The organism is Bacillus sp. RC242 (assembly GCF_044908245.1).
Taxonomy (GTDB): Bacteria; Bacillota; Bacilli; order Bacillales; family Bacillaceae_G; genus Bacillus_A; species Bacillus_A mycoides.
This window is the reverse complement of the sequence record NZ_JBIYCZ010000001.1, coordinates 622,530-644,452: the sequence shown is the minus strand read 5'-3', so window position 1 is coordinate 644,452 and position 21,923 is coordinate 622,530. Positions and strand designations below refer to the sequence as shown.

The 21,923-nt window shown below is 37.5% G+C and carries 19 protein-coding genes and 1 other annotated feature; of the genes, 17 read left to right on the top strand and 2 right to left on the bottom strand.

The features are described from left to right. Positions 1–135: 135 nt before the first annotated feature. Entirely contained in the window at positions 136–2,466 is a 2,331-nt protein-coding gene (gene lon, locus ABH957_RS03460) for an endopeptidase La (protein ID WP_002067361.1), read from the top strand. Then, on the top strand, positions 2,463–3,059 hold the full coding sequence (yihA, locus tag ABH957_RS03455) for a ribosome biogenesis GTP-binding protein YihA/YsxC (protein ID WP_002088829.1): 597 nt from the start codon (positions 2,463–2,465) through the stop codon (positions 3,057–3,059). Before lon ends, yihA begins: the two co-directional genes overlap by 4 nt. 34 nt (positions 3,060–3,093) lie before the next feature. On the opposite strand, the gene ABH957_RS03450 is transcribed toward yihA, so the two are convergent. Both ABH957_RS03450 and ABH957_RS03445 read right to left on the bottom strand, forming a co-directional pair. After that, positions 3,094–3,510 carry an organic hydroperoxide resistance protein gene (locus ABH957_RS03450; protein WP_002067365.1) on the bottom strand — a complete coding sequence of 139 codons (417 nt, stop codon included), beginning with the start codon at positions 3,508–3,510 and terminating at the stop codon, positions 3,094–3,096. Between the two features lie 2 nt (positions 3,511–3,512). Further along, positions 3,513–3,965, bottom strand: a complete 453-nt coding sequence (locus ABH957_RS03445) for a MarR family winged helix-turn-helix transcriptional regulator (RefSeq protein WP_002015350.1) — start codon at positions 3,963–3,965, stop codon at positions 3,513–3,515. Positions 3,966–4,382: 417 nt separating this feature from the next. On the opposite strand from ABH957_RS03445, the gene hemA reads away from it, so the two are divergent. The 15 genes from hemA to mreC all read left to right on the top strand — a co-directional run bounded on the left by hemA (position 4,383) and on the right by mreC (position 21,914). Continuing rightward, positions 4,383–5,714 (top strand): glutamyl-tRNA reductase, encoded by a 1,332-nt coding sequence (gene hemA, locus ABH957_RS03440; RefSeq protein ID WP_002034196.1) that lies wholly within the window; start codon positions 4,383–4,385, stop codon positions 5,712–5,714. Positions 5,715–5,731: 17 nt separating this feature from the next. Then, on the top strand, positions 5,732–6,565 hold the full coding sequence (locus tag ABH957_RS03435) for a cytochrome c biogenesis protein (RefSeq protein WP_002015354.1): 834 nt from the start codon (positions 5,732–5,734) through the stop codon (positions 6,563–6,565). A 15-nt stretch (positions 6,566–6,580) separates the two neighbouring features. Then, on the top strand, positions 6,581–7,510 hold the full coding sequence (hemC, locus tag ABH957_RS03430) for a hydroxymethylbilane synthase (protein WP_002034194.1): 930 nt from the start codon (positions 6,581–6,583) through the stop codon (positions 7,508–7,510). 2 nt (positions 7,511–7,512) lie between these two features. Further along, the gene (gene hemD, locus ABH957_RS03425) at positions 7,513–8,265 is read left to right on the top strand and encodes a uroporphyrinogen-III synthase (protein ID WP_113935653.1); all 753 of its coding nucleotides are present in this window, start codon (positions 7,513–7,515) and stop codon (positions 8,263–8,265) included. A 20-nt stretch (positions 8,266–8,285) separates the two neighbouring features. Beyond that, positions 8,286–9,275 (top strand): porphobilinogen synthase, encoded by a 990-nt coding sequence (gene hemB, locus ABH957_RS03420; protein WP_002015358.1) that lies wholly within the window; start codon positions 8,286–8,288, stop codon positions 9,273–9,275. After that, positions 9,275–10,564, top strand: coding sequence for a glutamate-1-semialdehyde 2,1-aminomutase (gene hemL, locus ABH957_RS03415; RefSeq protein ID WP_002138492.1), 1,290 nt, complete (start codon positions 9,275–9,277; stop codon positions 10,562–10,564). The genes hemB and hemL overlap by 1 nt, the downstream gene beginning before the upstream one ends. Before the next feature lie 79 nt (positions 10,565–10,643). Then, positions 10,644–11,651 carry a stage VI sporulation protein D gene (spoVID, locus tag ABH957_RS03410; RefSeq protein WP_181777885.1) on the top strand — a complete coding sequence of 336 codons (1,008 nt, stop codon included), beginning with the start codon at positions 10,644–10,646 and terminating at the stop codon, positions 11,649–11,651. A 72-nt stretch (positions 11,652–11,723) separates the two neighbouring features. Continuing rightward, a complete protein-coding gene (gene ysxE, locus ABH957_RS03405) occupies positions 11,724–12,749 on the top strand; it encodes a spore coat protein YsxE (protein WP_002088823.1) in 1,026 nt (341 codons plus the stop codon). Positions 12,750–12,883: 134 nt separating this feature from the next. Beyond that, positions 12,884–13,115 (top strand) — a binding site (T-box leader). A gap of 38 nt (positions 13,116–13,153) precedes the next feature. Beyond that, positions 13,154–15,799 carry a valine--tRNA ligase gene (locus ABH957_RS03400; RefSeq protein ID WP_002143265.1) on the top strand — a complete coding sequence of 882 codons (2,646 nt, stop codon included), beginning with the start codon at positions 13,154–13,156 and terminating at the stop codon, positions 15,797–15,799. A gap of 94 nt (positions 15,800–15,893) precedes the next feature. Continuing rightward, positions 15,894–17,195: a bifunctional folylpolyglutamate synthase/dihydrofolate synthase gene (locus ABH957_RS03395; protein ID WP_113935651.1), complete on the top strand. Its 1,302-nt coding sequence runs from the start codon at positions 15,894–15,896 to the stop codon at positions 17,193–17,195. Positions 17,196–17,359: 164 nt separating this feature from the next. Next, positions 17,360–18,322: a stage II sporulation protein B gene (locus ABH957_RS03390; protein WP_098167963.1), complete on the top strand. Its 963-nt coding sequence runs from the start codon at positions 17,360–17,362 to the stop codon at positions 18,320–18,322. A 217-nt stretch (positions 18,323–18,539) separates the two neighbouring features. Next, positions 18,540–19,115, top strand: a complete 576-nt coding sequence (locus ABH957_RS03385) for a Maf family protein (protein ID WP_002143262.1) — start codon at positions 18,540–18,542, stop codon at positions 19,113–19,115. Between the two features lie 50 nt (positions 19,116–19,165). Continuing rightward, complete coding sequence (radC, locus tag ABH957_RS03380) at positions 19,166–19,843, top strand: DNA repair protein RadC (protein WP_002015368.1); 678 nt, start codon at positions 19,166–19,168, stop codon at positions 19,841–19,843. A gap of 158 nt (positions 19,844–20,001) precedes the next feature. Further along, positions 20,002–21,021 (top strand): cell shape-determining protein MreB, encoded by a 1,020-nt coding sequence (mreB, locus tag ABH957_RS03375; RefSeq protein ID WP_002015369.1) that lies wholly within the window; start codon positions 20,002–20,004, stop codon positions 21,019–21,021. A gap of 41 nt (positions 21,022–21,062) precedes the next feature. After that, the gene (gene mreC / locus ABH957_RS03370; protein ID WP_002138478.1) at positions 21,063–21,914 is read left to right on the top strand and encodes a rod shape-determining protein MreC; all 852 of its coding nucleotides are present in this window, start codon (positions 21,063–21,065) and stop codon (positions 21,912–21,914) included. The last annotated feature ends 9 nt before the right edge of the window (positions 21,915–21,923 follow it).

Genomic DNA, 21,923 nt, shown 5'->3' with positions numbered 1-21,923 from the left:
AAGCGGAGTCTTTTTTCTTTTCGTGAGGCACAAAAAAACAGGGGATTAACAATTGCGAAGAATCTCTGCAATTGCATCTAGATGTATTGTAATATAAAATAGTTGAACAGGAGTTTAATTTATTATGGAGGTGCTATGTCTAGTATGAATACGAATGAAAGAATTGTGCCCCTCCTACCATTAAGAGGCATTCTCGTATATCCAACGATGGTTCTGCATCTTGATGTAGGACGTGATAAATCGATACAAGCACTAGAGCAGGCGGCAATGGATGAAAATATCATCTTTTTAGCAATGCAAAAAGAAATGAATATCGACGATCCGAAAGAAGATGACATATATAGTGTAGGTACAGTGGCGAAAGTGAAGCAAATGTTAAAATTGCCGAACGGTACGCTTCGTGTCCTTGTAGAAGGTTTACATAGAGCAGAAGTAGTAGAGTTTATCGAAGAAGAAAATATAGTGCAAGTTTCTATTAAAACGGTAACGGAAGAAGTAGAAGATGATTTAGAAGAGAAGGCTCTTATGCGTACGTTACTGGAGCATTTCGAACAATATATTAAAGTTTCGAAAAAAGTTTCAAATGAAACATTTGCAACGGTAGCTGATGTAGAAGAACCGGGAAGACTAGCTGATTTAATTGCTTCTCACTTACCGATTAAAACGAAGCAGAAACAAGAGATTTTAGAGATTGTATCTGTGAAAGAACGACTACATACACTTATTTCAATTATTCAAGATGAACAAGAGTTACTTAGCCTAGAAAAGAAAATTGGACAAAAAGTGAAACGTTCAATGGAGCGCACGCAAAAAGAATATTTCTTACGTGAGCAAATGAAGGCAATTCAAACTGAACTTGGTGATAAAGAAGGCAAGGGCGGGGAAGTTGAAGAACTTCGTGAGAAAATTGAACAGTCAGGAATGCCTGAAGAAACAATGCAGGCTGCACTGAAAGAATTAGATCGTTATGAAAAATTACCTGTAAGTTCTGCTGAGAGTGGTGTCATTCGTAATTATATTGATTGGTTATTAGCTCTCCCATGGACAACAGCAACAGAGGATATGATTGACCTCACTCATTCGGAAGAAATTTTAAATAAAGATCATTACGGTCTTGAAAAAGTGAAAGAGCGAGTACTTGAATATTTAGCTGTACAGAAGTTAACGAATTCATTAAAAGGGCCAATTCTTTGTCTAGTAGGACCTCCTGGGGTTGGGAAAACTTCGTTAGCACGTTCTATTGCAACATCGTTAAATCGTAATTTTGTACGTGTTTCTCTTGGTGGTGTGCGTGATGAATCTGAAATTCGTGGTCACCGTCGTACATATGTAGGAGCGATGCCAGGACGTATTATTCAAGGTATGAAAAAGGCGAAAACAGTTAATCCAGTCTTCTTATTAGATGAGATTGATAAAATGTCTAACGATTTCAGGGGAGACCCATCAGCGGCGTTACTTGAAGTGTTAGATCCAGAACAAAACCATAACTTCAGTGATCATTACATTGAAGAGCCATATGATTTATCGAAAGTTATGTTCGTTGCAACTGCTAATACACTTGCAAGTGTTCCAGGCCCATTGCTTGACCGTATGGAAATCATTTCGATTGCTGGTTATACAGAACTTGAAAAGGTGCATATTGCTCGTGAGCACTTATTGCCGAAACAATTAAAAGAGCACGGTTTGCGAAAAGGTAATTTGCAAGTACGTGATGAAGCGCTTCTTGAAATTATTCGTTATTATACACGCGAGGCTGGTGTTCGTACGTTAGAGCGTCAAATTGCAAAAGTTTGCCGTAAAGCAGCAAAAATTATCGTTACAGCAGAACGCAAGCGCATTGTTGTAACAGAGAAAAATATTGTTGATTTACTTGGTAAGCATATATTCCGTTATGGTCAAGCTGAAAAAACAGACCAAGTTGGTATGGCAACAGGTTTAGCTTACACAGCAGCGGGCGGCGATACACTTGCAATTGAAGTGTCTGTAGCGCCAGGAAAAGGGAAATTAATTTTAACAGGGAAACTTGGGGATGTTATGAAAGAATCCGCACAAGCCGCGTTTAGCTATATTCGTTCTCGTGCAGAAGAACTTCATATTGATCCGGATTTCCATGAGAAAAACGATATTCATATTCATGTTCCAGAAGGAGCAGTTCCAAAAGATGGACCGTCAGCAGGTATTACGATGGCAACGGCACTTATTTCTGCACTAACAGGTATTCCTGTAAGTAAAGAAGTTGGTATGACAGGTGAAATTACACTTCGTGGTCGTGTATTACCGATTGGTGGTTTGAAAGAAAAAACATTAAGTGCTCACCGCGCGGGATTAACAAAAATTATTTTACCGGCGGAAAATGAGAAAGATTTAGATGATATTCCAGAGAGCGTAAAAGAAAACCTTACGTTTGTGCTTGCATCTCATTTAGACGAAGTATTGGAGCACGCATTAGTAGGAGTGAAACAATGAAAGTAACAAAAGCAGATATTGTAATTAGTGCCGTTAAACCGGAACAATATCCAGACAGTGATTTACCAGAAATTGCCTTAGCAGGTCGTTCTAATGTCGGGAAGTCTTCCTTTATTAATAAAATTTTAAATCGTAAAAAGTTAGTACGTATTTCTTCTAAACCAGGAAAAACGCAAACGCTGAACTTTTTCTTAATCAATGAAATGATGCATTTTGTTGACGTTCCAGGTTATGGATATGCGAAAGTATCTAAAACAGAGCGCGCGGCATGGGGCAGAATGATTGAGACTTACTTTACAACACGTACGCAATTAGACGCAGCTGTATTAGTAGTTGATTTACGTCACCAACCAACAAAAGATGACATTATGATGTATGATTTCTTAAAGCATTATGAAATCCCAACAATTATTATTGCAACGAAAGCCGATAAAATTCCGAAAGGGAAATGGCAAAAGCATTTAAAAGTTGTAAAAGAAACGCTTGCTGTTGAAATTGGCGATGAAATCGTTCTATTCTCTTCTGAAACAGGACTTGGAAAAGAAGAAGCATGGAAAGCAATTCATAAAATGACAAAAACAAAAAACGCGTGACGAATGTCGCGCGTTTTTTTTATTTACTAAATTTTTAGCGTACGTTTAATGTAACTTCAATATTTCCTCTTGTTGCTTTAGAGTAAGGACATACACCGTGAGCGGCTTCTACAAGTTCTTGTGCTTCGGCATGAGAAACACCAGCAACATGTACGTCAAGTACAGCAGATAGTCCGAAACCACCATCTGTATCTTTACCGATAGAAACGTGTGCAGCCACTTCTGTACTTTCCACCTTCATACGTTTTGTACGAATTACAAGTTGCAATGCACTATCAAAGCAAGCTGCATAACCAGCTGCAAATAATTGTTCTGGATTTGTTGCTTCTCCGCCTGCGCCACCTAATGCTTTTGGCATTTTTACATCAAGATTTAATATGCCATCATCTGAAACTACCTTACCGTTTCTTCCACCTGTTGCTGTTACTGAAGCAGTATATAATTTATCCATGTTTATTCCCCTTTTCTGTCATTAATTTTTTTCATTGTTTCAATTAATGTGTTTAATTGGATTAATAAAGAATGATATTCTTGCTCTGTAATTCCTAAATTTGTAGCCATCGTTGTTGGTAATGAACAAGCTATTTCTTTTAAATCTTTACCTTGTTCTGTTAATTCAATACAAACTTTTCGCTCGTCTTCTTTTGAACGAACACGTTGTACAAGTTTTAATGATTCCATCCGTTTTAACATAGGTGTTAAAGTACCAGAATCTAAAAATAGACGTTCTCCAATTTCTTTCACTGTTAGTCCGTCTTGTTCCCAGAGTACGAGTAAAGTAATGTACTGGGGATACGTAATGCCCATTTCTTCTAAATAGGGGCGGTAAAAACGGGTAACCTCTCTAGAACAAGCGTAAATAGAAAAACAAAGTTGGTTATCTAGATGCAAAGGATTTTCTTTCATAGGCAACTCCTTATATTTTTAAGTTGTGCACAATTTAATTTTGTAAAACCAATATAACGAAAAAGAAATACAATGTCAAATGCATTGCATCGAGAAAGTGAGTACTATATTTTGGAACAATCATACATATTTTCCTTCATGATGAAAGAAGATAGAAAAGATGATGTTATAATTAATATGGAATAGTTTCCATCACTTGATTATGAGGACTTTTTTTGGTAACGTACAAATAGAGTTATTATTTTATAATTATTATAAAGTAGAAAGTTCTTTATTAATCTTACTGAAGCTCCTTTATTACATATGGAGAATAAATAAAAAATAATCAGTTGTTCACACGATTGTCAGATTCATAAGAGGAAAGTTGTATTATGATAGTAGATAAAGTGATAAAACGGGTGAAGGGGGACATGCTGCGTGCATATTCTTGTTGTTAGTGTAAATTATCGAACAGCCCCTGTAGAATTTCGTGAGAAACTCACATTTCAGGCAGCAGAGCTAGAGCAAGCAATGACTACATTACAAAACCAAAAGAGCGTGCTAGAAAATGTCATTGTATCAACTTGTAATCGCACTGAGATTTACGCTGTTGTCGATCAATTACACACGGGACGGTATTACATTAAGAAGTTTTTAGCTGATTGGTTTCAGCTTGAAATAGAAGAAGTCGCACCATACTTGTCTATTTTTGAACAAGATGGCGCAATAGATCATTTATTCCGCGTAACATGCGGTTTGGATTCTATGGTTGTTGGAGAGACGCAAATTTTAGGTCAAATAAAAGATAGCTTTTTAGAAGCACAACAAGTAAAAGCGACAGGTACAATTTTTAATGAGTTGTTTAAGCAAGTGGTTACGTTAGCAAAACGTGCGCACTCAGAAACAACGATTGGTGAAAGTGCGATGTCTGTTAGTTATGCTGCTGTTGAGCTCGGAAAGAAAATATTTGGCGATTTAACAGATTGTCATGTACTTATTCTTGGTGCGGGTAAGATGGGTGAACTTGCACTGCAAAACTTATACGGAAGTGGAGCTCGTAAAGTAACGGTTATGAATAGGACGCTTACGAAAGCGGAAGTGATGGCTGAGAAATATATGGGACATGCAAAGCCTTTAAGTGAATTGCAATGTGCATTATTAGAAGCGGATATTTTAATTAGTTCAACGGGTGCATCAGAATATGTCATTACGAAAGAAATGATGACAAAAGTAGAGAGAATGCGCTCTGGTCGTCCGTTATTTATGGTTGATATTGCAGTACCACGTGATATTGATCCGGCGATTGATGAATTAGAAGGCTCTTTCTTATATGATATCGACGATCTGCAAGGTGTAGTTGAAGCAAACCGTGCTGAACGTTTAAAAGAAGCAGAGAAAATTCAATTTATGATTGAAGAAGAAATGGTTTTATTTAAAACGTGGTTAAGTACGCTAGGTGTTGTACCGTTAATATCAGCTCTTCGTGATAAAGCGCTAGCAATTCAAAGTGATACGATGGAAAGCCTTGAGCGAAAAATACCAAACCTTAGTGATCGTGAGAAAAAAGTAATTAGTAAACATACGAAAAGTATTATTAACCAATTGTTAAAAGACCCAATTTTAGTAGCTAAAGAATTAGCTGTTGAAGAGGGAGCTGGCGAAAAATTAGCTTTATTTGCGAAGATTTTTGATTTAGAAGTGGAAGAAGCGGGAAATACGGAAGAAGTAGAACATAAAAGAGCGTGGACACCATCCGTTCCATCTTTATAACTTGGAAGGATGATCGGATGAGTTTTTTAAATAACAGTATTATTTATCATATTGCAATTATTTTATATGCTTGTAGCATTAGTTTATATTTTATAGATTATTTCCAAAGTAACCGAAAGGCGAACCGCTTTGCTTTTTGGTTACTTTCGATTGTATGGGTTCTGCAGTCTATCTTTATGTTGCTTAGGGCTACAGATTCAGAAACGAATCCTATTTTAACTTTATTATCAGGGATTTATTTTTATGTTTGGTTATTGATTACGATGTCATTAGTCATTAATCGATTTATGCGTATTGACTTTTTAGTCTTTTTTACAAATGTTGTAGCATTTGGCGTAAGCGCTTTTTCTATTTTTACACCGCTCGGGAAGATGTCGCCAGTACTTGCAGAGCAACTAGTTTCAGAACTTGTATACGTGCATGTCGGTATGGCGATTATTTCTTATGCAACGTTTACTGTATCGTTTATTTTTTCTATTATGTATTTATTGCAATACCGACTATTAAAAAAGAAAAAGTGGAATGCGAGATTAAGAAGATTAGGAAATTTGCCGAAGCTTGAATCTATGTCTTACGGATTAAATTTATTTTCTGTTCCGTTTTTCTTATTAGCAATTATATTAGGATGCATATGGGGATATACAAAATTGGATAATTTCCATTGGTATGATACGAAAGTAATTGGGTCTTTTGTCGTTCTATTTGTATATTGCGTGGGCTTATATTTACGAGCGGCAGATGTGTTGCAAGGTAAGAAAATTGTGCAGTGGAATATCGGGGCATTTCTCGTAATGCTAGTTAACATTTTTCTATTAAGCAGTTTATCTAATTTCCACTTTTGGTATTTATAATGAGGAGAGAGAATTATGCGCAAAATTATTGTAGGTTCACGAAAGAGTAAACTAGCATTAACACAAACTAATTGGTTTATTGATCAATTAAAAGCGCTTGGTTTACCATATGAATTTGAAGTGAAAGAAATCGTCACAAAAGGTGATGTTATTTTAGATGTTACTCTTTCAAAAGTAGGCGGAAAAGGTTTATTTGTAAAGGAAATTGAACATGCGTTACTTACGAAAGAAATTGATATGGCTGTACATAGTATGAAAGATATGCCAGCTGTACTTCCAGATGGATTAACGATTGGTTGTACGCCAAAGCGCGTTGACCCTCGTGATGCTTTTATTTCTAAAAACGGAGAATCGTTTAAAGACTTAGCAGAAGGCGCGATCTTAGGAACGAGTAGTTTGAGACGTAGTGCACAACTACTAGCTGCGAGACCAGATTTACAAGTGAAATGGATTCGTGGGAATATCGATACACGCTTACGTAAGTTAAAAGATGAAGATTACGATGCAATTATTTTAGCGACAGCTGGATTACAGAGAATGGGCTGGGACGGAGAAGTTATTACAGAACATTTAGATGAAACGTTATGTGTACCAGCCGTAGGACAAGGTGCATTAGCGATTGAATGTCGTGAGGATGATACGGATTTACTTCAGTTGTTAGCGCATATTAATGATGCAGTAACAGAAAGAACAGTGGCTGCTGAACGAGTATTTCTTCATAAACTTGAAGGTGGATGCCAAGTTCCAATCGCTGGATATGCAACTCTTAAAGAAAATGATGCAATCGAATTAACAGCGCTTGTCGGTTCTATGGACGGTTCTGTTTTATTGAAAGAGATAGTAGTAGGCAATGATCCGAAGCAAGTTGGATTAGAGGCTGCGGACCGTTTAATTAAACAAGGAGCAAAAGAGCTCATCCTTGCTGCAAATAAGGAGCAACAATAAATATGAACGCTCTCGCTGGCAAAACAGTATTGATTACACGTGCCCAGCATCAAGCGAAACAAATGAGTGTAGCAGTGAAAGAAAGGAGCGGAATTCCATTGGAAATTCCGCTTTTGCGTATGAAAGGCACATCTCATAGGCAAATTCAACGTATAACAAGGCAACTACATTCGTATGACTGGGTTATTTTTACGAGTAAAAATGGTGTAGCTTTTTTTCTAGATGGTTTAGAAACAAAAATACCATTAACTATTAAAATCGCTGCGGTAGGCGTGAAAACAAAATTAGAGTTAGAAAAAAGGGGCTATCAAGTTCATTTTGTTCCGACCTCGTTTGTTGCAGAAACATTTGCCGAAGAGTTTCTAAAAGAATTAAGTGGAAACGAGCGTATTTTATTTCCGAAAGGGAATTTAGCAAGAGATGTAATCCCGGTTAAACTTAGGGAGTTTGGTGTTTTTCTAGATGAGTTAATTGTATATGGTACGAAGGTGAATGTAGAGAAAAAACAAGAACTTATAACAGCATTGAAATTAGGAGAAGTAAATATTATTACATTTACGAGCCCTTCAACTGTTGATAGTTTTGTTCGTTTACTTGAGGGTACAAACTGGAGAGAATGGACGAAAAAATGTACAATTGCTTGTATAGGGCCTATTACGGAAAAAGAGGCGAACCTCTATTTTCCACATGTTATTGTGCCAAAAGAGTACACTGTAGAAGCATTACTGCAATGCATTTGTGAATCTATAAAATAAAAGAATGGGGATAGAAATCTATGAATTCTTTACAATTTAATCGTCATCGTCGTTTAAGACAAAGCGGGGGCATGCGTGCGCTTGTACGTGAAACATTTTTACATACAGAAGATTTTATTTACCCTATTTTTGTATTAGAAGGAGAAAATACTCGTAATGAAGTTCCTTCTATGCCAGGCGTATATCAAATGTCTTTAGATTTATTGCAAGCTGAAATGCAAGAGGTCGTTGATTTAGGTATTCGTTCTGTTATTGTATTTGGTTTACCTGCTGAAAAGGACGAAGTTGGATCATCGGCATATTGTGAGCATGGAATTGTACAGCGTGCAATTAAGCAAATTAAAGATGAGTTCCCAGAGCTAGTAGTAGTTGCAGATACATGTTTATGTCAATTCACAAGCCATGGTCATTGCGGTGTTATTGAAGATGGCGTTATTTTAAATGATGAGTCTCTTGCAGCTCTTGCAAAAACAGCTGTAAGTCAAGCGAAAGCAGGGGCAGACATTATTGCACCATCTAACATGATGGACGGATTTGTAACAGCAATTCGCCATGCATTAGATGAAAATGGTTTCGCGCACGTACCAGTTATGTCGTACGCTGTGAAATATTCATCAGCATTTTACGGACCGTTCCGTGATGCAGCACACGGTGCACCGCAGTTTGGTGACCGTAAAACATATCAAATGGACCCAGCGAACCGTATGGAAGCATTCCGTGAAGCAGAATCAGATGTAATGGAAGGGGCAGACTTCTTAATTGTAAAGCCAGCTCTTTCTTATCTAGATATCGTTCGTGATGTGAAAAATAACTTTAACTTACCAGTCGTTGCTTATAACGTAAGTGGTGAATATTCGATGATTAAAGCAGCAGCACAAAATGGTTGGATTAATGAAAAAGAAGTTGTACTTGAGAAATTAATTAGCATGAAACGCGCAGGAGCAGACTTGATTATTACGTATCATGCAAAAGATGCAGCAAGATGGTTACAAGAAGGAGGCGCTAAATAATGAAAAAATTTGATAAGTCGATTGCGGCGTTTGAAGAGGCTCAAAATTTAATGCCTGGAGGCGTAAACAGCCCTGTTCGTGCTTTTAAGTCTGTTGGTATGAATCCGCTGTTTATGGAGCGCGGAAAAGGCTCTAAAGTATATGATATCGATGGGAATGAATACATCGATTACGTATTATCGTGGGGACCTTTAATTCATGGTCATGCGAATGATCGTGTTGTTGAGGCTTTAAAAGCTGTTGCTGAAAAAGGAACAAGCTTTGGTGCACCAACAGAAATTGAAAATAAATTAGCGCAGCTTGTTATTGAGCGTGTACCATCAATTGAGATTGTGCGTATGGTTAACTCTGGAACAGAGGCGACAATGAGTGCACTACGTTTAGCTCGTGGTTACACTGGACGTAACAAAATTTTGAAATTCATTGGTTGTTATCACGGTCATGGTGATTCTTTATTGATTAAAGCAGGTTCGGGTGTAGCAACGCTAGGTTTACCAGATAGCCCTGGTGTACCAGAAGGTGTAGCGAAAAATACGATTACAGTAGCGTATAACGATTTAGAAAGTGTAAAATATGCTTTCGAACAATTCGGTGATGACATCGCTTGTATAATTGTAGAACCAGTGGCAGGGAATATGGGTGTTGTTCCCCCGCAACCAGGGTTTTTAGAAGGACTTCGTGAAGTGACAGAGCAAAACGGTGCACTACTTATTTTTGATGAAGTAATGACAGGATTCCGTGTTGCTTATAATTGTGGACAAGGTTATTACGGTGTAACTCCTGACTTAACTTGTTTAGGTAAAGTAATCGGTGGTGGCTTGCCGGTAGGAGCATACGGTGGGAAGGCAGAGATTATGCGTCAAGTTGCACCAAGCGGACCGATTTACCAAGCTGGAACATTATCGGGTAATCCACTTGCAATGACAGCAGGTTATGAAACGTTAGTGCAGTTAACGCCAGAATCATATGTGGAATTTGAGCGTAAAGCAGAAATATTAGAGGCTGGACTACGTAAGGCAGCTGAAAAGCATAATATCCCGCATCACATTAATCGTGCAGGTTCTATGATTGGTATTTTCTTTACGGATGAGCAAGTTATTAATTATGATGCAGCAAAATCTTCAAACTTAGAATTCTTTGCAGCTTACTATCGTGAAATGGTAGAACAAGGTGTATTTTTACCACCTTCTCAATTTGAAGGTTTATTCTTATCGACAGCACATAGTGATGCAGATATTGAGGCGACAATTGCAGCGGCCGAAATTGCAATGTCAAAATTAAAAGCATAATTTCTTAGAGAAAATCGCTTTCCATTAGGGGAGCGATTTTTTTTATTCATAAAGTAGCCTTAGGGAACATAAATCTGTAATGACATATAGTTTGGGAGGGGGAAAAGAAGTGGCAACAGATCATTCATTACGATTTTCATTAAAAGAATCTGTTTGGTTCCAGAAGGGACAGGAAGTCGAAGAACTTTTGTCAATTTCGTTAGATCCAGACGTTGAGATAGAGGAGCTCGATCATGAAGTTATCGTGAGGGGGCAATTAGATTTAACGGGAGAGTACGTTGCAAGGCAAGATGATTCAGCTTATTCATTAAGAGAGCTATCACCAGCAAAGGCAATTGATTATGTAGAAACAAGGGGAGACGGGGTTAATGAGCTTGTCCATTCCTTTCCGCTCGAAATATCAATTCCAAGAAATCGAGTGAAAGTAATTGAAGAATTATATGTATCAATCGAGGAATTTGATTATGAATTAAAGGAAAATGGTTGCTTACAACTATTAGCGGATATATCTATTACAGGCTTATGTGATGAGGAAAGAACCGAGGATGAAGAGGAAGAGACGGTGTATGCTGAGTTGGAAGCTGATTCAGCTGAAGAGGATGAAAGTAGACCTGTGCTGCACGAAGAGGTACCAGTCTATAAAGAATCAGATGGATGGGAAGATTATGCATTTGAACCGTTTCAGCTAGAGGAAAGAAAAGAGCAAGAAATAGAAGAAGAGGCATTAGAAGAACATGAACTTGTGGAGCGTGAAGAGGAGCAAGAAAAGACGCCACAATTTGAATTGTTCGGGCGGAAAAATTTCAAGAAAGAAAAAGCGAAAAAGCAGGAAGAGCCAGAGGAAGAAGCATATTCACAGCGAGATGAAAATGCACTTTATTTAACGAAATTATTTACGAAAGAACCAGAAGAAGAATTTACGAAGTTAAGAATGTACTTCGTACAAGAAGGAGATACAATTGAATCGGTTGCAGAACGTTATGAAACGACTGTACAAAGCTTATATCGTGTAAATCAATCAGAAGATATATATTTAACTACAGGGCAAATTATATATATTCCTGTTTCAAAAGCAACAGTGAAATAAGTGAGTGAGTTTTTTCACTCACCTCTTTTCTTTTCCTAGAAGCTATGTTTTGAATAAGAAAGGGTTATTCGTATGGATATTGAATTACGAAATCGCTATGAACCCATTGTGAGGCAATATAGATTGGACACTCAGCATATGGAAGAGCACGGAAGTGTAATGAAAATTTATACGAATCAAGGTCCGTATGCGTTAAAGAAAATACAAGATAGAAAATTAGAGCGGAATAATTTTTTACACCATATTCAATATTTGAAGGAGAAAGGTTTTTCGAATTATGTACCTATCTATCACACGACGGACGGGAATTATGTTTTAAGTGATGGGGCGTATAGCTATTATTTAATGCCTTGGTTAGAACGTGCGGAAGGAAACGGCGAAGATAATGATCAATACCATAAGATGTTTCAAACGCTCGGGACGTTGCATCAAAAAACGGTGAAAGAGGAGACTTATACAGAAGAAGATTTAGAAAAACATTATACAAATATATCCGACCGTTGGGAAAATGATGGCGAGATATTAGAAGAGTTTCTCATAGAATCTGAAGCGAAGTGGTATATGTCTCCATTTGAATTACAATATTGTACGTATTATCACCACGTTATGAGAGCACGTGAGTTCGCAACGAAACAATTAAGTGAATGGCATGATGCAATGAAAGAAAAGGAAAAAACACGTACTACTTTCGTTCATGGAAATGTATCGCTTAATCACTTTTTATTTGATTATGAACGAAACGGTTATTTTATTAGTTTAGAAAAGTCTCAGTTTGCTACACCGGTACAGGATATCGTCAGCTTTTATTCAAGGTCTTTGAACACATATCCAATTGCGCGGAGCGACCGCTTTGAATGGTATCAAATGTATCAAAAAAATTTTCCATTTACGAAAGAGGAGCAGCTTCTTATGTTTGCGTATATGACGTACCCGTCGCATTTTATTCGGCAAATTCAGTCGTATACGAAAAGAAGAAAGAGTCGTAATGAAGAAAATGAGCTTCGCGGGGTGAAAATTCTGCAGCAATCGCATTGGCTCATTAGTAATACAGAATATTTCCTTTCGCAATTACAAGCTGCCCAGCAAGGGAACGGATAAAGAAGATAAGTAGGGAGAACCCTGCTTATCTTTTTTTATTAGTTCCATAAAGAGATAAAAGCCGTAGTTTCAAATTTATCTTGACGAATAAGGTTTCGTTTTTTACACTATTGTATATAATAATTAACAATCACATAAATGCATTGAAGGGGAAGAGTATAACATGAAACGTCTTCAGAGAGGGGAACCATTGGCTGGGAGGTTCTCTAGATAGTTATGTTAGAAGGTAGCCCTGGAGCATCTTTTCTGAACGGAATGATTCTTATTAGGAAAAGACGGATTTGTCCGTTATCAAATTAAGAGTATAAGCAAATTCTGAATTTGTTTGTAAATAAAGGTGGTACCGCGATGTCCCTCGTCCTTTTTTGGATGAGGGGCATTTTTTATTTTAAGGAGGGAAAATAATGTCAAACACGGAAAATAATTTACCAACTAAATATGATCATATGTCCGTTGAAGAAGGCCTTTACAAGTGGTGGCTTGAAGGCAAATATTTCGAAGCAACAGGAGATGAGAAGAAACAACCATATACAATTGTAATTCCACCTCCGAACGTAACTGGTAAGTTACACTTAGGTCACGCCTGGGATACGACGCTTCAAGATATTTTAACTCGTACAAAGCGTATGCAAGGTTACGATGTATTATGGCTTCCAGGAATGGATCATGCTGGTATCGCAACGCAAGCGAAAGTAGAAGGGAAACTTCGTGAAGAAGGTATTTCACGTTACGATCTTGGTCGTGAGAAATTCCTTGAAAAAGCTTGGGAATGGAAAGAAGAATACGCTTCTCACATTCGTCAACAATGGGGGAAAGTTGGTTTAGGACTAGACTATTCTCGTGAACGCTTCACATTAGACGAAGGTTTATCTAACGCTGTTAATAAAGTATTCGTTCAATTATATGAAAAAGGCTTAATTTACCGCGGTGAGTATATCATCAACTGGGATCCAGCAACACGCACAGCTCTTTCTGATATTGAAGTAATTCATAAAGAAGTTCAAGGTGCATTCTACCATATGAACTATCCGCTAACAGACGGTTCTGGTCACATTCGCCTTGCAACTACTCGTCCAGAAACAATGCTTGGTGATACAGCGGTAGCAGTTCATCCAGAAGATGATCGCTACAAACATTTAATCGGAAAAACAGTTACACTTCCAATCGTAGGCCGAGAGATTCCGATTATTGCTGATGAATACGTAGAAAAAGACTTCGGAACAGGCGTTGTGAAAATTACACCAGCTCATGACCCGAATGACTTTGAAGTAGGTAACCGTCATGACTTACCACGTATTTTAGTAATGAACGAAGATGGAACGATGAACGAAAAAGCTGGTAAGTATAACGGTATGGATCGTTTCGAATGCCGTAAAGAGTTAGTGAAAGACTTACAAGAAGCTGGCGTATTAGTAGAAATCGAGCCTCATATGCACTCAGTAGGTCATAGTGAGCGTAGCGGTGCAGTTGTTGAGCCTTATTTATCAACACAATGGTTCGTAAAAATGGCTCCACTTGCAGAAAAAGCGGTAGAACTTCAACAAAAAGAAGAAGAAAAAGTAACGTTCGTACCAGAGCGTTTTGAAAACACATACTTACGCTGGATGGAAAACATTCATGACTGGTGTATTTCTCGTCAATTATGGTGGGGACACCGCATTCCAGCTTGGTATCATAAAGAAACTGGTGAAGTATACGTAGGTACAGAAGCGCCAGCAGATCTTGAAAACTGGAATCAAGATAATGACGTGCTTGATACATGGTTCAGTTCAGCATTATGGCCATTCTCAACACTTGGCTGGCCGAATGAAGATGCAGCAGACTTTAAAAAGTTCTATTCAACAGATGCTTTAGTAACTGGTTATGACATCATCTTCTTCTGGGTATCTCGTATGATTTTCCAAGGTTTAGAGTTTACAGGAGAGCGTCCATTTAAAGATGTATTAATTCACGGTTTAGTTCGTGATGAGCAAGGACGTAAAATGAGTAAATCTCTTGGTAACGGTATTGATCCGATGGATGTTATCGAGAAGTACGGTGCAGATGCGATGCGTTACTTCTTATCAACAGGAAGTGCACCAGGTCAAGATTTACGTTTCAGCATGGAAAAAGTAGAATCTACTTGGAACTTCATTAATAAAATTTGGAACGCATCACGTTTCGTATTAATGAACATGGATGACATGAAGTATGAAGAAATCGATTTAACTGGTGAAAAATCAGTTGCAGATAAGTGGATTTTAACTCGCTTAAACGAAACAATCGAAAGTGTAACACGTAACATGGATAAATATGAGTTCGGTGAAGCTGGTCGTTCATTATACAACTTCATTTGGGATGATTTCTGTGACTGGTACATTGAGATGGCGAAACTTCCACTATACGGTGAAGATGAAGCAGCTAAGAAAACAACTCGTTCGATTTTAGCTTACGTATTAGACCAAACAATGCGTCTATTACATCCATTCATGCCATTTGTAACAGAGAAAATTTGGCAGCATTTACCGCATGAAGGCGAGTCTATTACAGTAGCAGCATGGCCAACAGTTCGCGAAGATTTACAAGATAAAGAAGCGGCAGCGGAAATGCACCTTCTAGTTGATATCATTCGCTCTGTTCGTAACATCCGTGCGGAAGTAAATACGCCAATGAGCAAAAAAGTTCAAATGCAAATTAAAGCAAAAGACGAGGCAGTACTAGCCCAGCTTACGAAAAATAGCTCTTACATTGAGCGTTTCTGTAACCCAAGTGAACTAACAATTAAGATTGATTTACAAGCGCCAGAAAAAGCGATGACTGCAATCGTATCAGGTGCAGAGTTATTCTTACCGTTAGCTGATCTTATCAATCTTGATGAAGAGAAAGCGCGTCTTGAAAAAGAACTTGAGAAGTTTGGTAAAGAAGTAGAACGTGTACAGAAGAAACTTTCAAACCAAGGATTCGTAGCGAAAGCTCCTGCAGAAGTTATTGACGGAGAGCGTGCGAAAGAGCAAGATTATCTAGAAAAACGCGAAGCGGTTCGTCAACGTCTAGCTGATCTTGAGAAATAAAAATGTTTTTCAGAGACTCACTATATTGGTGAGTCTCTTTTCTTTGCGTATAATAGAAGTATGAAGGTTGTCTTTTGAAAGGGGAATAACACACGTGATACATACATACGAAGAAGCGATAAACTGGATTCATAGCCGATTGAAATTTGGGATAAAACCAGGGCTAGAAAGAATGCAATGGATGTTAGAAGAACTCGGAAATCCAGAGCGTCATATAAAATGTGTTCATCTAGCCGGCACAAATGGAAAAGGTTCAACTTTAACATACATGCGCTACATGTTAGAAGGTGCGAAATATAAAGTAGGATCGTTTACATCGCCTTACATAGAAACATTCAATGAACGTATTAGTGTAAACGGAATACCGATTGCAGATGAAGAGATTGCAGAACTTGTAAATATGGTAAAGCCAGTCGTTGAAAAATTAGATGAGACGGATTTAGGAGAAGCGACTGAGTTTGAAATTATTACAGTAATGGCAATTTATTATTTCGGTAGAGTTAATTTCTGTGATGTCGTTTTATTTGAAACGGGGCTTGGGGGAAGATTTGATTCTACAAATGTTATTCATCCGGTTCTCACGATTATTACGAATATCGGTCACGATCATATGCATATTTTAGGCAATACACTAGGAGAAATTGCATATGAAAAGGCAGGGATTATTAAGTCTGGTGTTCCAGTTATTACTGGTGTGAAAAATGAAGAAGCATTGCAAGTAATTCAAAAGGTTGCTAAGGAAAATCATGCAAGCTTATATGAATTTGGAAAACAGTTTACAACATTACATAAACATTCTAATAAAGATGGGGAACATTTTGATTTTGCTTGTCCATTCGCCTCGTTTGAAAATGTTCGGATTTCAATGAAAGGTATTCATCAAGTAGGCAATGCAGCGCTAGCACTTATGGCAGTCATGTATTTAAAAACATATTTATCATTTTTAATTAATGAAGAGGAAATAAAAGCTGGCTTACAAGAAGCATACTGGATTGGTCGATTTGAAAAGTTACAAAGTAATCCAGATATTATAATAGATGGTGCTCATAATCCAGAAGGTATTGAAAGTCTTGTAAAAACAGTAGAGGCACATTATAAAAAGAAGAATGTAATAGTTTTATTTACTGCTCTTGGTGACAAACAGTTACATAACATGGTAGGGCAATTAGAAAAAGTTGCTGATGAAATAATATTTACGACGTTTGCCTTTGATCGTGCCATTTCTGCTGACAAGCTTGCATCGTATTCACAACAAGAATCAAAATTAGTTTTTGAAGATTGGAAAGAGGCAATTGATACAAAAGTTGATATGATTGGAGAAAATGATGTCTTTATCATAACAGGTTCTCTTTATTTCATTTCTGAAGTTCGAAAATATATTCGCGAGAAAAACTAGATAGTCTTTGCTATCTAGTTTTTTGTTCTACAAATGAAGTCAAATGCATACATATAAGATAATAATATAGGGTTATTTGACGAATTCCTCTGACAAATATCTCGTTTTTTTGTGGAATGAATATGATATGATGCGGACAATGACAAGAGGTGAGGTGTGAGTGTATGGACAAGCAATCACGAACGATCTCGGTGAAAGTAAATGGAACAGAAGCGAAGTATGAGGAAAAAAAGAAGGATGAGTTTGACTGGATGGTAGCAGAAAGTGAGAGACCGAAAAATGTCGTTCCGTTTCAAAAAGCGAAATCAGTATCTATGGAAAAATATCGAAAGAAGTGGAGCAATACAATAATCGCAATCGTTGCAACTGCAATAATTATTGGTACTGCATTTGGGATGGGTATGATTCATTTATTAACTGGACAAGGGACGACAGAAGAAGGTAAGGTAACGGCTTCGAAGCAGGCAGGTAATGAGGAACAAAAGGTGGGTGGAACGGCAGAACAAACACCAACACCGAAAGAGGAAAAACCAAAAGCACAGGTAGGAACGTCATTAGACCCAATGAAACTATTTTTCGTTCAAGGAGGGCTTTATTCCTCTGAAGAAAAAGGACAGGCTGCTATTGAAGAGTGGAAAAGTAATGGGGGCGTGGCTACTTTGAAACCGAGTGGTGATAAGTATGCGTTAGTTGTTGCTATTACGAGCGATGAACAGGCTGTTAATCAATTAATAGATCAGTATAAGCAAGATGGTGTTTCAGTTTTGAAAAAAAATTGGGATATTACAGATAAAGCATTGCTCAAAAATGATAAAGAAGTAGGAATGTTTTTAGCGAAAGTGCAGCCATTATATACTCATTTAGCAAAATATGTGTCCAGCGTACAAACTAGTGGAAAAAGTAATCCAAAAGATATAGAAGCGATTCAAAAAGAGTGGAAAGCTATGGAAAAGGAAGGGAAGAGTATGAAGCGTGAAGATGCAAAGAAGCTTTATACGTATACGTCAATAGCGGTGCAAACGATTAAGGAAGGGAAGAGCGATAAGGAATCTGTAGCTAAATTAAATCAAGTTATTATTGATGGTATACTTTCGTATGAAAAAATGGTTTCACAAAAAGTAAAATAATAAGATAATGATGAAGGGGAAAGAAGTACATATACTTCTTTCTTTTCTTTTGAATTTAGAACAAAGTGCTTTCTGTATGGGCAGCATATAATCGTATTTAAAAAGAACTATTATTTTGTTTAGAGAAAATGATATTTCTAGAATTTGTGGGGAAACTATTCCTTTGATACGATTGATTTGAATTATTCTGCTTCATGTGAGAAGGGAAGGAGAAAATATGAGGAAAATTATTTTAGCTTCAGGGTCACCTAGGAGGAAGGAACTGCTTGAATTAGCAGATGTGCCATTTGACATCGTTGTTAGTGAAGTAGAAGAGAAGATTGGTGCATATTCATCACCTTCTGATATTGTCATGTCGCTTGCTTTGCAAAAAGCATCTGCTGTGGCAGAAAACCATAGTAATCAAGTTGTACTAGGTGCAGATACAATTGTTACATATGATTCGCGTATTCTTGGAAAGCCGTCTAATGGGGCTGAGGCGAAAGAAATGCTACAATTATTATCAGGGAAAACACACGAAGTATACACAGGTGTTGCAATTATATCGAAAGAAAAAACTGTAACTTTTTATGAACGTACAGAAGTAACATTTTGGGGATTAACAGAAGAAGAAATAGACGTATACGTTGCATCGAAGGAACCACTTGATAAGGCAGGAAGCTATGGAATTCAAGGTAAAGGGTCTATTTTTGTTCAACATATTCAAGGGGACTACTACAGTGTAGTTGGCTTGCCAATTGCACGTCTTGTCCGTGAATTAAAACAGTTTGATAGCGATGTAACCCATGTGTAAAATTGCATGGGGTTTTCTTTAGGAGAAATCGTAAAAAAAGGGGTGGAGAGATGAACGGTATTCGTGATGTTGTGAGAGAAGAACAGCCACGGGAGCGTTTATTGTTAGAAGGAGCAGGAAGTTTATCGAATCGAGAACTTCTTGCAGTTTTACTCAGAACGGGTTCTAAAGAAGAAACGGTGTTAACGTTATCAGATAATATTCTACATCATTTTGACGGCTTACGAATGTTAAAGGATGCAACGTTAGAAGAGATGATGAGCATTCATGGTGTTGGGATTGCAAAGGCGTCGCAGCTTATGGCTGCTTTTGAATTAGGTAGAAGAATGGTACGTTTAGAATATCAAAATAGATATAGTATTCGAAGTCCAGAAGATTGTGCGAGTTATATGATGGAAGAGATGCGTTTTTTGCAACAGGAGCATTTTGTTTGTTTATATTTGAATACGAAAAATCAAGTTATACATAGGCAAACTATTTTTATTGGAAGTTTAAATACGTCGATTGTGCACCCAAGGGAAGTTTTTAAAGAAGCGTTCCGTCGGGCAGCAGCCTCTATTATATGTCTTCATAACCATCCCTCAGGAGATCCGGCGCCGAGCCGTGAAGATATTGAAGTTACAAAACGATTAGTAGAATGTGGTCGAATTATCGGAATTGAAGTACTTGATCATATCATAATAGGTGACCATAAATTCGTGAGTTTAAAGGAAAAAGGTCATATTTAAGACTATTCTTTTTACTTATTTTGTTTTATAATGTGATTTATGAGTTTTTTGTAGAAAATTATCTACAAAAAGGATGCAGATATAAAAAAACGTACTGTTTTTATAAATATAAAGTAAGAAAAATGAGTCCGTGAAAATAAGAAGGGAAGATAAATGATATGTTTGGATTTGGTGGATTTACTCGCGATCTTGGAATAGACTTAGGAACGGCGAACACGCTTGTATATGTGAAAGGGAAAGGTGTAGTTTTACGTGAACCTTCAGTAGTAGCATTACAAACTGATACGAAACAAATCGTTGCGGTAGGTAGCGATGCAAAACAAATGATTGGTCGTACACCAGGAAATGTAGTGGCACTTCGCCCTATGAAAGATGGTGTAATTGCTGATTACGAAACAACAGCAATAATGATGAAATACTACATTCAACAAGCTCAAAAATCAAATGGATTCTTCTCACGTAAACCATATGTAATGGTATGTGTACCATCTGGTATTACAGCTGTAGAAAGACGTGCAGTAATCGATGCGACTCGTCAAGCTGGTGCTCGTGATGCTTATCCAATCGAAGAGCCATTTGCAGCAGCAATTGGTGCAAACTTACCTGTTTGGGAGCCGACTGGTAGTATGGTTGTTGATATCGGTGGTGGTACAACAGAAGTTGCAATTATTTCTTTAGGTGGTATCGTAACAAGTCAATCAGTTCGTGTTGCTGGTGATGATATGGACGATTCAATCATTCAGTACATTAAGAAAAGCTACAACTTAATGATTGGTGAAAGAACAGCAGAAGCACTAAAATTAGAAATCGGTTCTGCAGGCGAGCCAGAAGGTATTGAGCCTATGGAAATTCGCGGTCGTGATTTAGTAAGTGGTTTACCGAAAACAGTACTAATTCAACCAGAAGAAATTGCAGATGCATTAAAAGATACAGTAGATGCAATTGTAGAATCAGTTAAAAATACGTTAGAAAAAACTCCACCTGAATTAGCAGCGGATATTATGGACCGCGGTATCGTATTAACGGGTGGCGGGGCATTACTACGTAACTTAGATAAAGTTATTAGTGAAGAAACAAATATGCCAGTTCTTGTTGCAGAGGATCCATTAGATTGCGTAGCAATTGGAACGGGTAAAGCATTAGACAATATCGACCTTTTCAAAACTGCTGCTCGATAATATTGCAAAATAAAAATCAATGAAATTAAGAGGGTGTGAACGTGCCACAGTTTTTCTTAAACAAAAGATTAATTGTTTTGTTAGTTAGTATTATTCTTCTCGTGGCATTGATTGGAATCTCATTGAAAGAACGGAACAGTTTATCATGGCCAGAGCAGTTTATAAAAGATACTGTCGGTGTTGTAGAACGTGTATTCCAAAAGCCAGCGAATTATGTTGCCGGATTCTTCGAGAACGTAGAAGATGTAAAGCGCACGTATGAAGAGAATAAAAAGCTGAAAGCAAAATTAGATTCTACCGCAGATTTATCTGCAGTAGTGAAAAATTTAGACGATGAGAATAAAAAACTACGAGAATTAACTGGTAAAGAAAAGTCCCGTGGTGATTATACGGAAGTACAAGCTAGTGTGGTTTCTCGTAATCCCGATAAATGGTACGATTTAGTTGGAATTGATAAAGGAGCACAGCAAGGGATCAAAAAAGATATGGCTGTTGTAACTCCGAAAGGTTTAGTTGGACGCGTAAAAAGTGTATCTCAGTTTACATCTTCAGTAGAGTTGTTAAGTTCGATGAGCCGAACAAACCGTGTTTCTGCTATTGTACAAGGACAAGAAAATATCTTTGGATTGATTGAAGGTTACGATAAAGAAAAACAACTACTTCTTTTCACAAAGATTAGCTCTGATGCAAAAGTAGAAAAAGATCAACTAGTTGTAACATCTGGACTTGGTGATATCTTCCCAAAAGGTCTTGCGATTGGGAAAATTGTTGATGTTCAGCCAGATCCATACGGTTTAACAAAAACAGCTTATGTAAAACCATCCGCTGATTTGAATGATGTAGAGCATATTATAGTTGCAAAACGTGATATGCCTACAGCGCCGTTAGAATAGGAGGGAGAG

Coding starts and splice junctions, on each gene's coding strand:
- ABH957_RS03435 (WP_002015354.1), top strand. CDS start 5,732: ATGAGTTTTTTAAATAACAGTATTATTTATCATATTGCAATTATTTTA.
- ABH957_RS03445 (WP_002015350.1), bottom strand. CDS start 3,965: ATGAAAGAAAATCCTTTGCATCTAGATAACCAACTTTGTTTTTCTATT.
- lon (WP_002067361.1), top strand. CDS start 136: ATGTCTAGTATGAATACGAATGAAAGAATTGTGCCCCTCCTACCATTA.
- hemB (WP_002015358.1), top strand. CDS start 8,286: ATGAATTCTTTACAATTTAATCGTCATCGTCGTTTAAGACAAAGCGGG.
- hemC (WP_002034194.1), top strand. CDS start 6,581: ATGCGCAAAATTATTGTAGGTTCACGAAAGAGTAAACTAGCATTAACA.
- ABH957_RS03450 (WP_002067365.1), bottom strand. CDS start 3,510: ATGGATAAATTATATACTGCTTCAGTAACAGCAACAGGTGGAAGAAAC.
- yihA (WP_002088829.1), top strand. CDS start 2,463: ATGAAAGTAACAAAAGCAGATATTGTAATTAGTGCCGTTAAACCGGAA.
- ABH957_RS03385 (WP_002143262.1), top strand. CDS start 18,540: ATGAGGAAAATTATTTTAGCTTCAGGGTCACCTAGGAGGAAGGAACTG.
- mreB (WP_002015369.1), top strand. CDS start 20,002: ATGTTTGGATTTGGTGGATTTACTCGCGATCTTGGAATAGACTTAGGA.
- hemD (WP_113935653.1), top strand. CDS start 7,513: ATGAACGCTCTCGCTGGCAAAACAGTATTGATTACACGTGCCCAGCAT.
- ABH957_RS03400 (WP_002143265.1), top strand. CDS start 13,154: ATGTCAAACACGGAAAATAATTTACCAACTAAATATGATCATATGTCC.
- ABH957_RS03390 (WP_098167963.1), top strand. CDS start 17,360: ATGGACAAGCAATCACGAACGATCTCGGTGAAAGTAAATGGAACAGAA.
- hemL (WP_002138492.1), top strand. CDS start 9,275: ATGAAAAAATTTGATAAGTCGATTGCGGCGTTTGAAGAGGCTCAAAAT.
- spoVID (WP_181777885.1), top strand. CDS start 10,644: ATGACATATAGTTTGGGAGGGGGAAAAGAAGTGGCAACAGATCATTCA.
- ysxE (WP_002088823.1), top strand. CDS start 11,724: ATGGATATTGAATTACGAAATCGCTATGAACCCATTGTGAGGCAATAT.
- radC (WP_002015368.1), top strand. CDS start 19,166: ATGAACGGTATTCGTGATGTTGTGAGAGAAGAACAGCCACGGGAGCGT.